The 15,163-nt window shown below is 30.0% G+C and carries 9 protein-coding genes; 3 read left to right on the forward strand and 6 right to left on the reverse strand.

Annotated elements, in window-relative coordinates:
• Positions 1-21: 21 nt before the first annotated feature.
• On the reverse strand, positions 22-918 hold the full coding sequence (locus Q0C58_RS02830) for a hypothetical protein (RefSeq protein WP_290697227.1): 897 nt from the start codon (positions 916-918) through the stop codon (positions 22-24).
• Positions 911-3,250: an ATP-dependent helicase gene (locus tag Q0C58_RS02835; protein ID WP_290697229.1), complete on the reverse strand. Its 2,340-nt coding sequence runs from the start codon at positions 3,248-3,250 to the stop codon at positions 911-913. Before Q0C58_RS02835 ends, Q0C58_RS02830 begins: the two co-directional genes overlap by 8 nt.
• 223 nt (positions 3,251-3,473) lie before the next feature.
• On the opposite strand from Q0C58_RS02835, the gene Q0C58_RS02840 reads away from it, so the two are divergent.
• From Q0C58_RS02840 to Q0C58_RS02850, 3 genes are all read left to right on the forward strand, one after another.
• On the forward strand, positions 3,474-6,407 hold the full coding sequence (locus tag Q0C58_RS02840) for an ATP-binding protein (protein ID WP_290697231.1): 2,934 nt from the start codon (positions 3,474-3,476) through the stop codon (positions 6,405-6,407).
• A complete protein-coding gene (locus Q0C58_RS02845) occupies positions 6,400-7,044 on the forward strand; it encodes a response regulator transcription factor (protein WP_290697233.1) in 645 nt (214 codons plus the stop codon). Before Q0C58_RS02840 ends, Q0C58_RS02845 begins: the two co-directional genes overlap by 8 nt.
• A gap of 218 nt (positions 7,045-7,262) precedes the next feature.
• The gene (locus Q0C58_RS02850) at positions 7,263-8,819 is read left to right on the forward strand and encodes an FMN-binding glutamate synthase family protein (protein WP_290697235.1); all 1,557 of its coding nucleotides are present in this window, start codon (positions 7,263-7,265) and stop codon (positions 8,817-8,819) included.
• Between the two features lie 49 nt (positions 8,820-8,868).
• On the opposite strand, the gene Q0C58_RS02855 is transcribed toward Q0C58_RS02850, so the two are convergent.
• The 4 genes from Q0C58_RS02855 to Q0C58_RS02870 form a co-directional block, all read right to left on the reverse strand.
• Positions 8,869-10,623 (reverse strand): hypothetical protein, encoded by a 1,755-nt coding sequence (locus Q0C58_RS02855; RefSeq protein ID WP_290697237.1) that lies wholly within the window; start codon positions 10,621-10,623, stop codon positions 8,869-8,871.
• Between the two features lie 492 nt (positions 10,624-11,115).
• The gene (locus Q0C58_RS02860) at positions 11,116-12,507 is read right to left on the reverse strand and encodes a DUF3179 domain-containing protein (protein ID WP_290697240.1); all 1,392 of its coding nucleotides are present in this window, start codon (positions 12,505-12,507) and stop codon (positions 11,116-11,118) included.
• 100 nt (positions 12,508-12,607) lie between these two features.
• On the reverse strand, positions 12,608-13,351 hold the full coding sequence (locus Q0C58_RS02865) for a LytTR family DNA-binding domain-containing protein (protein WP_290697245.1): 744 nt from the start codon (positions 13,349-13,351) through the stop codon (positions 12,608-12,610).
• Positions 13,352-13,355: 4 nt separating this feature from the next.
• Positions 13,356-15,163: histidine kinase (locus tag Q0C58_RS02870; RefSeq protein ID WP_290697252.1), on the reverse strand; the 1,808-nt coding region annotated here is incomplete at its 5' end.

Genomic DNA, 15,163 nt, shown 5'->3' on the forward strand with positions numbered 1-15,163 from the left:
AAACAGTAACTGAATAAAATATTAATTTTCTTTCTTATTTTTTATTGAGTCAATAATATACTTAAACATAACTAGAGAATTAAATTGATTATTCTCTATGGCTATTTTGAATAAACCTTCTTCAAAACGCTCATTATAGTTATTTTCAATTTGAAGCCATTTAGTAAATTTTAAAAATGATGCTTTAATGTTTTTTACATAAAATTCATCTGACAATAAATTATTATTAACTAAGTTCTTGAGATCGGTATATTGCTCTAAATTTCTTAAGTCTTCTATATAATTAGTTGCCTCTTCATAATTGAAGATGTTAAAATTAGATTTAATATCAGAATCTTTAAGCACTTGCTCTAATGATTCGCCTTTTGAATTAGTTTCGTTAAGAATTTTTCTTAAAAGAGAGATTCCATTGGTTTCTGAATTAAAATCAGAACTAGATTCTAATAACTTCTTGATACTTTCATAACGATTAGCATTAGAAATTTCCATGTAGTGGATATTGTCGAAATGATTAAAGACAAAAAACATTTCTAATGAATCATTCTCAAATACAAAAGAAGTGTTAGCTCCAACAGTTGAAATCTTAGATTTCATTGTTACGTCACTATTTGCGTCATTAAATCTATTATATACTCTTTCTAGGTCGCTTTCAATAACGTTTAGGGTTATTATAGTACCATCGTCATAATTGCATACATTATATAAAACTGTTGTTTTATCGTTATTGAGTTTATAACCCAAACAGTCTTCATTAGGAATTTCTTCTACAACCTTATAACCCGAGTCTTTAAGTAAAGATAAAACTGAATCAGTGTCTGTAGATATTAAATTTTTATAGAAATCTAACGATTGCGCACTAATGTTTAATGACAAAAAGAGAATAAATACAGTAATAAATTGAATTTTAGAGTTACCCAATAATCTGCAATTTAGCAAAACGAAGTAACAGTTTTTTAAGTCCTCCAAACTCGAAATTAATTTCTGCTTTTAAATCTGTTCCTTTTCCTTCAATTTTTAACACTTCTCCTCTACCAAACTTTAAATGTTTTACTCTATTACCAACTACAAGTTCTCCTCCAAATAGATTTGCGTCTGCTGGTGCTTCAATTTCTGAAGCTTTTTTCATTTTTTTTGGGGAACTTATTTCAAAGTTTACTGGTTCTTTCTTCTTTGCCACTTTTTTCTGGAATTTTGGTTGTACTGCTTTTTTAAATCTAATTTTATTTGGTGCTACATCTCCAAAAATATCTGCTGATAACATTGGATTGATGCGACGCTCTTCAATTGGTGTAATAATATCTAAAAACTCGTCTTCTATTTCTTCAATAAAACGACTTGGTTCAGAATCTACTAATTTTCCCCAACGATAGCGAGAAAGTGCATATGTTAAATACGCTTTTTTCTCTGCTCTTGTCAAAGCTACGTAAAATAATCGTCTTTCTTCTTCTAATTCGCTCCTCGTGTTCATACTCATGGCACTTGGAAACAGATCCTCTTCTAGACCTACAACAAATACATGATTGAATTCTAAGCCTTTAGATGAATGAATGGTCATTAATGCTACATGATTTGGATCTCCTTTATCTCCATCCATATCTGTAGCCAAAGCCACGTCTTCTAAAAACTCTGCTAAATCGTCTTTAGAATCTGCAATTTCTAATTGGCCTTCAACAAAATCTTTAATACCATTTAAGAGTTCCTCAACATTTTCAAGTCTCATTACACCTTCTGGTGTGCCATCTTTATTAAACTCTCTTATTAAGCCACTGGTTTTAGTAACATATTCTGCTAAATCAAAAGCGTTTGCAGTCTGGTTCATTACTTGGTAACTTTCTATTAAAGTTACAAAATCTCTTAGCTTATTTTTAGTACCATTATTTATATTAATAGCAACTGTATCAATTTCTTTTAACAAGCCAAAAATAGTTTTACCAGTAGTATTTGCTGCAACTACTAGCCTATCTATAGTTGTTTGCCCTATTCCACGTGCTGGATAATTAATAACACGTTTTAATGCTTCTTCGTCTGCAGAGTTAAGTATTAAGCGCAAATAAGCTGTAACATCTTTTATCTCTTTACGTTGGTAAAATGAAGTACCACCATAAATACGATAAGGTATGTCTCGTTTACGCAAGGCATCTTCCATAGCACGCGATTGCGAATTGGTACGATACAAGATAGCAAAATCGCTGTTAAGTAATTGTTTGTTCATCTTTTCTTCCCAAATGGTACTTGCAACGTAACGTCCTTCATCTCCATCTGTTAACGAGCGGTGTACTTTTACTTTGTCTCCTTCATCGTTAGCTGTCCAAACTATTTTCTCTAGTTTCGTTTTATTATGCTCAATTACTGAGTTTGCTGCACCAACAATATTTTTTGTAGAACGGTAATTTTGTTCTAATCGGTACATTTTAACATCGTCGTAATCCTTCTGGAAATTCAAGATATTGTTAATATTTGCACCACGAAAGGCGTAAATACTTTGCGCATCGTCACCAACAACACATATGTTTTGAAAACGGTCTGCAAGAGCTCTCACTATAAGGTATTGCGAGTGGTTTGTATCTTGATACTCATCTACCAAAATGTAGCGAAACTTATCTTGATATTTTGCTAATACTGCAGGAAAACGTGTTAGCAACTCGTTTGTTCTTAACAATAAATCGTCAAAATCCATTGCTCCTGCTTTAAAACAACGGTTTACATATTCTGCATAAATATCTCCCATTTTTGGACGACGCGTCATGGCATCGGCTTCCATTAATTCTGGATTTTTAAAGTATGCCTTTACTGTAATTAAACTGTTTTTGTATGATGAAATCCTACTGTAAACTTGCTTCGTTTTGTAGATATCCTTTTCTAAACCCATTTCCTTAATAATGGATCCTAAAAGTTTTTGTGAATCTTGAGTATCGTAAATTGTAAAATTACTTGGGAACCCTAAATGGTGACCTTCAAACCTTAAAATTTTAGCAAAAACCGAGTGAAATGTTCCCATCCAAAGATTTTTTGCTTCACCATCACCAACAATATCAGCAATTCTGCCTTTCATCTCCTTGGCTGCTTTATTGGTAAACGTAAGTGCTAGAATATTAAAAGCATCAATACCTTGACTCATTAAGTAAGCAATACGATAGGTTAAAACACGAGTTTTACCAGAACCTGCTCCTGCGATAATAATCATAGGTCCTTCTTTTTGAACCGTAGGTTCGTATTGTGCTTCGTTTAACTGACTTAAATATTTTTCCAAATTGTGCTTTTATTTAGACTGTAAAAATAAGAATTGTATAGGTTTCTAACCTTTGGTTTTATTAATAATTATGAACAATTATAATGAAATGGCTAGTTGGTTTTTTTTGAATATATTTACAGTGCTATTATCAAAAAAAACTAATTCACTATTATTCTATATGAATAAAGGTATTCTCTACTTACTTTTCTTTTTCTCTGTAGTATCGTATGCGCAATCAAACATGTTACATCAAAAAAAATTCACCAAGCAAGATGGTGTTGAAATCGATAACATACACAGTATATGTTATGATAATGATGGTTTTCTATGGATTGGTGGCAGTAATTTAGACAGTCGCACAATAATACTTAGTGATAGAAAACTAGTGCTACAACGCTTTAATGGTAATATGTTTCACAACATTAACTTACCAGATTATAAAAACCCAATATTAAGTGTATTACAAATTTACAAAAGAAAAGATGGCCAATTTTACATAGTTGTTATGCTAAATGATGGTTATAAGTTATTACTTTTTAATCCCTTTACAACAGGATTTAAACCTGTTAATCTTGAAGACCAAGACTCTAATTTAGATGGTTTATCAAAAATATTTAGCTACGATGGAAAAGATTATATATTATCGCAAAAAGGAACAACTATTTCTTTAAAAAAGTTAGACTCAAATTTATCGTCTTCTACATTATTTAATTTTACAAGTTCTGAAACTAAATTTTTAATGGAGAGTTCTAGTCGCATCACTCCTTTTAAAGACTTTATTTTAATTTCTGATGATAATTTTGATACTAAAGTATTTAAATGGGATGGTACTTTAATAAAGTCAATAGATACTGTAGAGGCTGCAACATATAGGGTTCAAGAAAAAATTACAATAGACGAAGTATTTTTTTTAAATAATATACATTATGCGTTTCTCTACAAAAACCCAAATCTTTATAAAATAAATGAAGCTAAAAAAAGCCTAGAAATTGTAAAAAACAATAGCTTACCTAACATTCATCTAAATACAGTTAATGACGCTAATGGTAATGCGCTAATATTTTCTTCTACTGAAGAATTGTTAACGATTAGCACCTTAAAAAACAACCTTTTAAAAGAAGAACATAAGTTAGAAATTAAAGCAACAAATGGTATAAAAGTGGCTTATAAAAATTTAAAAAAAGAAGTATGGATTGCCACCAATGGAACATTATATTATCTAAAATTTCCAAATAAAACAATTAAAAACTATCTACCAAATGCAGAGCATAGAAGTATAAAACCATTAGACTCCTCTAACTACTTACTTGCTACCGAAAATAAAGGATGGTACAAAATAAACCCAATATTAAATACCGTTACACCATATAAACTAACAAGAAACGGCAAGACATTTACTACCTCATCTACAAACTTAATTATAGAAGACTCTACTATTTGGAGTAATGGAAATGCTGGAATTTTAAAAATAAACAGAAAAACAAGAACCATAGAAAGCTTTAAGCATTATCCATCTATTTCTCCGCTAAAAATTAACGATAGTATAATTGTTTATGGTACAAATGGATACAGTTTAATGCAATTTAATACTAAAACTGAAGAACATAGTAAATTACTAAATACAGACTCTTTAGACATATCAGACTTACATGCTTTAGACAATAGCAATTTAATTATTGCAGCAACAAGTAAAGGCTTACTTACCTATAATTTTAAGTCTAAAAAAAGTGCTTTTTATAATGATAAGAATACACTGGAAGACCCATATTTATTAATGAGTGATTACCGTAAAGACTATGGTTATTTACTAGGTTCAAGATCTGGAATTATTTATAGTTTTAATCCTGAAAGCAAAAAAATTACTACGCTTTATAAAGATGAGTTAAAAGCAGGTATAGCCACCATATTATTTGACAAAGACACCTGGTGGATTAACACCTTTAATGGTTATGTAGCGTATAACACAAAAGACAAAAGCAAAACACGCTTCTCTGAAAAAGACGGTTTTAGTCATTATGAAGCGAATCGCTTTAGTGCTCTAAAAACCGAAAACGGATTATTTGTTGGCTCAATTGGAGGATTAAATTATTTTGATCCTGAAATTTTAAAAACCCAAAACGATAGTGTTTCTCTTACCTTATTAAAGGTTAGACATTTTAACAAAAAACAAAAACGTTTTGAAAACAATTTTAACAGACAAAACTTAGATAATAATCCTACTATAAACTTACCATCTGAAAATAGAACATTAGATATTGATTTTGGACTAAAATACTGTAATGCAGTAGACAAAGGCTACACTTATAAATATAGATTAGATAATAGAAGTTGGACTGCATTAAAAAACAAAAACAGTATACAGTTTCCTAATCTAGCCTCTGGAGATTACGTATTAGAAATTGAAGCCGAAAATTTTTCTGGTAATAAAGTTGGTGAATCTTTATTTATAAAAATAAATAGCAAAGAATTTTTCTATAAAACCTGGTGGTTTTTCACCATAGTTTCTATTGCTATAATTAGTTTTTTATTATGGTTACTTTATCAAGCAAAACAAAGAAAAATTTTGCAACAAGAATTCTCGCAAGGTTTAATACAATCTCAAGAGAATGAGCGTAAACGCATAGCTAGAGAGTTACACGATAGCATTAGCCAGCAACTTACACTCATTAAAAAGAAAGCTCAAAAAACAAAGCAAGAGGATATTACTTTACTCACTCACAACACCTTAGAAGAAGTGCGTGCTATTTCTCGTGGTTTATATCCTCCATTATTAAAACAATTAGGATTAACTGAAAGCATAGAACAATTAATTTTGGATGTAGATGAACAAACCGAGTTATTTATCTCTGGAGATATTGCTAAAATTGATAATTATTTTAACGAAGACCAAACATTAAATTGTTACAGGTTTATTCAAGAGTGTATAAATAACTGTTTAAAACATGCTGAAGCAAAAGCCATTTCTATAGCTGTTAATAAGGATAATGATGATATAGTAATAGTAATCCAAGACAATGGAAAAGGTTTTGATATTACTAATGCTAAGAAAAAAAACAGCTTAGGTCTTAAAACTATTTACGAGCGTATTCGTATATTAAAAGGCGAATTAACAATAGACAGTAAACCAAATCAAGGCACAATAATTACCGTAAAAATACCATTAAGTAATGTCTAAAAACTTAAAAATTGTAGTAGCAGACGATCACCCAATGTTATTAAAAGGCTTAACTGAAGAGTTATGCGCTAACAACTATAAAGTTGTTGGATCTGCTATAAATGGTGCCTTAGCACTAGAACTAATAACCAAACTAAATCCAGATATAGCTATTTTAGACATTGAAATGCCGCTACTTACGGGTTTTGAAATTATTAAAAAATGTGAAGATGAAGATTTAAAAACTAAATTTATTGTATTAACATCTCACAAAGAAAGCAGGTTTATTTATAAAGCAAATAACTTAAATATTTCAGGATATCTATTAAAGGACGAGCCATTTACTGAAATACAAAACTGCATTGAAGCCATAAAAAATGGTAAAAATTATTTTAGCAAAACGTTTAATACCGTTTTTGAAAGTGAAATTTCTCCAGAACTAGAAAAAATAAAGCTATTATCTCCTTCGGAAAGAACCATAGTAAGACTCATTGCTCAAGGCAATACCTCTAAAGACATTTCTGAGTCTCTACTTATCTCATTGCGAACTGTACAAAAACATAGAACAAATATTCTAAATAAGCTCAACCTGGCGTCAAACTTAGATGCGCTCTCCATATGGATAAACGACAATAAAGACATAATACTCTCATTATAAACATTTTAAACACAAGCCACTACTACGTACTAGTACGTATAAATCTACATGAGTACGTATTGTTTAAGCTATAAATTCAATATACCTTGCTAATGCTATTAATCAATTTATTATACTTTTGAAAAACCATTGTTACTCGTAACAGTGGTTTTTTTTGTAAGAGTATTTAATATCTTATTAAAGATTATCCTTATTTTTGAAAAAACCTTTAAAAATTTATGGATACTATTTTAACCTTTCTTTCTTCTATCTCTTGGTGGCTGTGGATTATTATTGTTTTAATTTTTATTGCGCTTCGAGATATTTTTCAAAAAAACCACACTATTAGTCATAACTTTCCTATTGTTGGACATATACGTTATTGGTTTGAGAGTATTGGACCAGAAATTAGACAATACTTTGTGGCTAACAATAGAGAAGAATTACCATTTAACCGCATAGAGCGTGGTTGGATTTATGCGTCTTCAAAAAACGAAAATAACTACGAGGGTTTTGGTACAGACAGAGACATTTACGCGCATCATCATATTTTTATAAATAATGCCATGATGCCTTATGAGGTTAAAGGCGATCATCCACATGTTAAAGATAAAAGTTTTTTGCCTTGTGCAAAAGTAATGGGAGAATACAACAAACGTAAACGTCCTTATCGTCCAGCGTCTGTTATAAACGTCTCTGCAATGAGTTTTGGCTCACTATCTGCAAAAGCTGTAGAATCAATTAATAAAGGTGTTAAAATGGCTGATGCTTACCATAATACTGGTGAAGGTGGTTTATCACCTTACCACAGTTATGGTGGCGATGTGGTGTTTCATTTTGGAACAGGCTATTTTGGTGTACGTGCAGAAGATGGTGGTTTTTCTATGGAAAAAATGGTAAAATTAGTAGAAGACAACCCGTTTGTTCGCGCTATTGAAGTCAAACTGTCTCAAGGTGCTAAACCAGGAAAAGGTGGTGTGTTACCAGGTGCTAAAATAACACCCGAAATTGCTAAAATTAGAGGTGTTGAAGTTGGTAAAACTGTATTATCGCCTCCAAACCATAAGGCGTTTTCTAACGTACCAGAATTATTAGATTTTGTAGAAACTATAGCTGAAGCAACAGGTTTACCAGTTGGTATAAAAGCTGCAATAGGAAAACTAGAACAATGGGAAGAACTGGCAGATATTATGGTGAAAACTGGTAAAGGTCCAGATTTTATATCTGTAGATGGTGGCGAAGGTGGCACTGGTGCTGCACCTCCAAGTTTTGCAGACCATGTTAGTTTACCTTGGGTATATGGGTTTACAGACTTATATAAGCTGTTTCAAGACAAAGGATTAAGCGAGCGTATTGTATTTATAGGAAGTGGTAAACTTGGTTTTCCTGCTAAAGCTGCTATGGCTTTTGCAATGGGAGCAGATGTTATAAATGTTGCAAGAGAAGCAATGATGAGTATTGGTTGTATACAAGCACAAATTTGCCATACTAACAAATGTCCAGCAGGAGTTGCTACACAAAATAAATGGTTGCAAAATGGTATTGATCCTACTTTAAAATCGGTTAGAGCTGCACAGTATTTTAAGAGCTTTAGAAAAGAATTAGTAGAGATTACACATGCTGCTGGATATGAGCATCCTTGTGAGCTTAAAATGAGCGACGTAGAGGTAAATGTGGATGACAGAAATTTATCGCAAGAATTAGATAGTACTTATGGCTACATAAAAACACCTGTACCATTTAATGGTATACAAAGTTTAAAAGACTGCCTTCATCTTGGAGGTGCAAAAAAATAAAAAAGAGGCTTCTTTTGAAGCCTCTTTTTTTGTTTTATAATATTTATTTTTAATGATCTCTAATAACATGTACTGAAGCAGACAATGTCCTAACTACACCACTGTTATCAGTATAATCTCCTGCGATATTCATATCTATATACCCTCCAATTACACCAAAGTTATTAAGCGTATATTGTAAAGTATCTGGAACATTAAAATCCTGGTCTATACCAAATTCAAATAAAAAATTTGAAACTCCAGTACTCATATATGTACCAGGAGTAGTTGATCCTCCTAATATTATCAAACTAGCAGTAGTCGTTTGAGTACTAATACCAAAAGAAGTTGTACTACCATTTGAACCTGCATTAAAATTAGTTAAAAAATAATCTACTGGGTCATTATCTATTTGTATCGATACAAATTCTGTAACTGTAGAACAAGCAATAATATTACCAACATTAGCATTACTAAAGTTAAAAGGAAGCACTGTAGTTGATTGAAACGTATCAAAGTCCAAACCTTCTAAAGTAAATGTTGGTAAAGAAGCACATTGTATTACACTTAAAGAAAAACTACCATTTACAACATCTACAGTTGAGTAATCATTTCCGTAATTAATAGCTACATAACCATTTACGATATTTGTATTAGAACAATCTATAAGGTTACCTGTAATAATTGTAGCAGTTACAGCTGGCATAACTACATTACCTAAATTAGTATCTGTAGAAAAAGGCCCTATTGTAGTACTAAAAACTTCTACACCACATTGATCAAATGCTTTTAATGTTAGTGTTTCGTTAGCCGGAATTAAACCACATATTTCGCCATTTCCATTAGAGATTCCTATATTAGGATAAGTTGCACCACTTCTCCATAACTCGACTAAAGCATTTGATACAGGATTACTTGAGGCATCTACAACATTTAAACATAAGTCTACTGTTGGAAAAGGTGCATCACAATTCCACCAAGAAAAATGAGATACTTCACCAATATATTTATTACCAACTAATGTTGCTTGTCCTTCTTCTACCCAATACCCATTAACCTCATCAAAATGCCATAGTGGTATTGTTGTAGGCGCAATACTCATTTGTGCTAGATCTACAGGCAATTCTATTTTTGCAACAGATCCATCTGCAATATTTAATTCTTGACCAGCAGCACCTCGTAATTCTACATTTAACATACCGTAAGATTCTAGAACACGCTCGTTACCTGTTTCGTTTACTGCTTGTAAACTTCCTGGCATTGTTGTATTTATGTCTGGATTTGAAGTCTCTAAATGATATAGATAGACGTCTACATTTCCAGAATATGCATTTCCGTTATCGTCTTTAAAATTACCATCAAAAGTTACTTTTGTTCCGTTTGGCAAAGTAACATCATTACTAGACCCAGAGGTTATTGTAGATACTAAATTTTGTGTTATTAAAGTGATTTTAATGTTGTTAGTTCCTTCTGTTGGGACTACAGATCGCATCCCTTTAAAATAACCTGTTTTTTCTACAACAATAAAGGCTTGTCGTTCTTTTACATTGGCACTGTTAACAATAAATATACCGTTTGTATCCGTAGTTACAATTTGAGACCCAATGGTAACCACTGCATTATCCACTGGTAAGTTAGATTGATCTACAATTCTACCCATAAAATCGCGTTGGATACTTGTCCCTAAATCTATTTGAGATTCTGGATTGGTATTAGAGTCTGATAGTCCATTATCTGAATCATCTGGATTACATGACGTAAAGAGTGAACCAAGCACTAGCATTAAGCCAATAATAAGTTTAAGTTTTGTTTTAAAAAGTTTCATAATTTAGTAGATTTAATTGTTTTAATATTAATTATTTACACTTACATACATTTAGTGTGAATTTTGTTACCCTTATTATTAAAAAATCCTCAGTGATTTTTTTAAAAAAACTAAGGATTTTAATGATAAAGTATAATAACAATTCAAATGTAATAGGTCTTTAATAGTATAAAACACACTATTCGCTAAGCTGTAGTTTTGAGTGAATAAAGAGGAGCTTTCATTCTATTATCGGTTTTTTAGCAAATAACTATTAGAAATTATTTGAACAAGCTTATAACGGTTTTTTATAAGCTTTAGATATTGGGACATGCTTTTGGTTATCTAAAACTAGACACCTTTTTTTTTAGATTAGACATATTATTGGAATTGTCTTATCTGGAGAAATTACTCACGATTTTAATACTGTAATAGCATTAATCAATTATTAAACGCATATACAACAGAAGAACAGCATTATAGTTTTAAATATAATCTATTAAAAAAAGACTCTCATTTTACTAATCGTGTCTTTGGGTATGACGCTTTCCAACCAAACCAAAACGCATTAAATGTATTAATTCGTTTTAAAACAGTTCCGTTATTGTCTTCTAATCTGTCTTCATACACAGTCCATTCTTGACCTTTATTATCAGTCGCAGTATTTATTTTATCGTATTTTAAAAATAGTATTTCTCCAGCCTCAAACACACGATTAGCTCCAGTTTTATCTGTAAATACTACAAATTTATGGTCACCAATTTTATCTTGATAAATAGCATGTTTTTTTAAATATTTTACTGAAATAGCTAATGGATTCTCTTGAGATTCTGGAAAACGAATAGCTAAAATAGACTGCTTGTTCTTTAATTTAGTATCAACTTTAGGTACATTAAACATTAAGTCGTCTGTTGCAAAATAATTTTGATATGCAATACCTTCATTATAATTTCTTTTAAAACCAGTATTAATATCTAATACTTTTGTTTTAGGGTGTCTTTTTTTCCAATCTCCCCAAGTTGTTGTTACTACACTTAAGTATTCAAGTTCTATACCTTTTCCTACTAATGGTCCAACAACAGGTTTACCCCATAAAGTATTCCATAAAGATTGTGTTTTTTCATCATACATCAATTTATTAGATCGGTATAAAAAACCACTGGTTCCTATTTTATATTTTACTCCGTTATGTTCTGTTTTATACAAGATTACAGTGCCACAAAGCGTACAATATACACCTGCAACCTCAATTCCTCCAATAGTATCAGTAAACATTTCATGCCATGCTAAAATACGTTTTGGGTAGGCTCTAAATTGACCATTAACTTCAATACCAAAAACGACATTATCATCATCTAGATAAGTAGCCTGCACAGCAGTTGTCATTTTTGGGCTTCGCAGTGGCGGAATACCATCTTGCAAAACACCTCCCCAACGAATTTCATCTAATCTAATAGTACGCTGACTATCTTCTTGTCTATTTGCAAAATATTTTGAAAAGTGATAATCAATATTAGCATGCATTTCTGCTTTAAATTTATGGTATTCTGGAATTAAGTTTTCTTCCTTATTCCAAATCCATTGGTACCAAGCATTAAAGTCATAACCAAATGTTTGGTTTGTATTTTTTTCTAATAATTTTAATAATTTATTACTAAGTAATGCATCATTGACTTTAAAATAAAACAATTCTAAAATCATGATTTCATATTCAGGTTTCCAATTTTTATCAATATATTCTAATTCTGATGATTGTATCTTACTATTTATAGAAGCTATTAAATTTGTAAAATGCTTTAATTCTTTAGATGAAGATTCATTATTCTGCGAATTGCTAACATAAAACGTTAATAAAAAAAGGATACTTAAAGTGGTAGTTAAAACTCTTAATTTATTTGTATACATCCTAGACTAATTTTAATTTAAGTCGTTAAAGAGGATGATTACTGACTTGTGAATTGTTAAAACCGTATTAAATTTATTAGAAGAAAAACAAAATATATCCTTAATTAAATATGTTTAAAAACTCTTTTTTATTAGCTCTAGATATTGGTACGCGCTGTCTGTTTTCTAAAACTAAATAACCTTCGTTTTCGAAATGTCTAACTTTTTCTAAATTGACAATATGAGACTTATGGCATTTAAAGAATTTAATACATAATAACTTTTCAAACTTGCCTAAATTATAAGAGCTAATAATTGTGGTGTTATTAGTTAAGTGGATTTTAGTATAACCTTCATAGCCTTCTAGATGCATCACTTCTTCTTTAGGGATAAAAGACATACCTTTTGCTGTTGGTACAATAATTTTATTATTACTCGAAATATTTTCAGATAAAAGGCTAACCAGTTTATGATTACTCACAGCATCTGTTTTCGCTTTTATAAATGCTTTAGCCTTATCTACAGCTACAACCAAATCTTGATTATCTATAGGTTTTAATATATAATCTACAGCATTTTGCTTAAATGCTTCTATCGCATATTCACTGTAAGCAGTAACAAATATAATTTGGAAATTAATTTCTTTTAATTTTGTTAATAGTTCAAAACCATTAATTCTAGGCATTTCAATATCTAAAAACACTAAACTTGGTTGTGATTTACAAAGATACTTTATGGCTTCTTCTGGTTTTTGAAACGTATGTTGAATAATTATGTCTGGAAATAATTTGCCTAGTTTTTGTTCTAATCCTTTTAGATTAGAAATTTCATCATCAATTAATATAGCTGTTAACTGTGTTTTCATAAATTTACAATTGGGTAATTTTAAAGGTTGATTTGTTTCCTTTATCTTTTAAATCTGGATGTAACTCTTCTTCTTCATAAGATATGTTCCATAATCCAGATTGATTTAAATATTTTAATCGGTCTTCTAAAACATTAGAAGACTTCACTTTTTTATTATTTCTTTTTTGGGTGTTTATAAATCCAACACCATCATCAATAATTTCTACTTTTATACTGTTATTAGAAATTAAGTTAATGTTAATGGTTACTTTTCCATTATCAATTTTATTAAACACACCATGATTTATAGCGTTTTCTACTATTGGTTGTAATAGCATCGTAGGTAATTTTACTGTATTTAAATTTATATTTTTATCTACATTAAAACTGTATTCAAAATTTTCTTTAAATCTTAATTTTTCAATATCAAGATAGTTTTTAATGAGTTTAATCTCTTCTGTTAAACTAATTTCTGTCTCTTTGGATAATTCGAAGAATTGACGAATAAGCTTAGAAAACTTAACCAAATATTTTTCTGATGCTTCAATTTCATTATTATTTATATAATACTGTATTGCTGCTAAAGAGTTGAATACAAAATGAGGATTCATTTGAGATCTTAGCGCAGTAAGTTGTAATTCTGAAATGCGCTTATCTTCAATTATTTTTTGGTTTTTTTGTTGTTGCGATCTTTTTAAGAAAAATCTAGACATTAAAACAATTAAAAACACAGATAATAATAGCGCTAATAATCTAACCCATTGATTTTGCCACCATAAGGGTTGTATTTTAAAATTTAAGTTTTTTTCAATGTCATTAAGTTTTACATTAAAGGTATAATTACCAGGTTGTAAATCGTTAAAATTAAAGTTATTGTTTTTAGAACTTATCCAGTCTTTATGAATAGGCTCTAATTTATAATTATAAGAAAAATTAGACTGATTCTCTGAAAAATCGATATTAGAAACCGTAAAATTTACATTGTTATTATCTTGATATTTAAAAGCTGAACCATTAGCATTAATTGCTTCATCATTATACTTAGCCTTTTCTATATAGATATCTAATAATTGCGGTTTACTAACTTGATTTTTTGGTAAAATAGCTATACCATTATTAGTCCCTACAATAAGGTTTACATTATCTACATATAATGTGTTTATATGGTTTGTTGGTAAACCATCACTCATACTAAAGCGTTTTTCAAACTGAAATGAGTCGTTATTTTTTTTAAATTTTAAGACCCCAGAATTAGTTGCTAACCATAAAACATTATTATCAACAAACGCTTCTTCAACAATTAAATACTCGGTTAAATGTAAAGGAGTTACAGTTTGCAAATCTGTAATGTATGACCCAAAACCATCTGTATTAATTAATATATGCGAGTCATCAATTTTATTTAAACTTAAAATTGATTTTTTAAAAGCTGTATTCTTAAAAACTACTGGTATTAACGTCTCGTTTTTAATTTCTTTTAGACCATTAGCAGTAGCTATTAAAAGCCTGTTATTAAAATTGATAATATCATTACACCCTCTTTGAATGTGTGTTTTTTCAATAACAAATGGTTCTGGATTAATTCTATTAATTCCGAATGAATAATTACCATATAATTTTTCATTAAAATAGACTGTTTTACGAGCAACCTCATTTGCTGTAACATTTTCCTCGAAAAGTTCTGAAAAATTTATTTTTTCTATTTTTCCGTTCACCTCTTTTAATAAAGTGTTTTTTAATGAATAAAAATTGGTTTTTATTGGTTTTACTTCGCTAGCTTCAAAAATGTAGTCATCACTTTCAATAAATTTTTTAAATGTTTTTTCATTTT

The organism is Lacinutrix sp. (assembly GCF_023299985.1).
Classification (GTDB): Bacteria; Bacteroidota; Bacteroidia; order Flavobacteriales; family Flavobacteriaceae; genus Lacinutrix.

Bases quoted from the DNA above. Each gene is read 5' to 3' on its own strand.
- Q0C58_RS02840 (WP_290697231.1), top strand. From the start codon at position 3,474: ATGTTACATCAAAAAAAATTCACCAAGCAAGATGGTGTTGAAATCGAT.
- Q0C58_RS02845 (WP_290697233.1), top strand. From the start codon at position 6,400: ATGTCTAAAAACTTAAAAATTGTAGTAGCAGACGATCACCCAATGTTA.
- Q0C58_RS02850 (WP_290697235.1), top strand. From the start codon at position 7,263: ATGGATACTATTTTAACCTTTCTTTCTTCTATCTCTTGGTGGCTGTGG.
- Q0C58_RS02855 (WP_290697237.1), bottom strand. From the start codon at position 10,623: ATGAAACTTTTTAAAACAAAACTTAAACTTATTATTGGCTTAATGCTA.
- Q0C58_RS02860 (WP_290697240.1), bottom strand. From the start codon at position 12,507: ATGTATACAAATAAATTAAGAGTTTTAACTACCACTTTAAGTATCCTT.
- Q0C58_RS02865 (WP_290697245.1), bottom strand. From the start codon at position 13,351: ATGAAAACACAGTTAACAGCTATATTAATTGATGATGAAATTTCTAAT.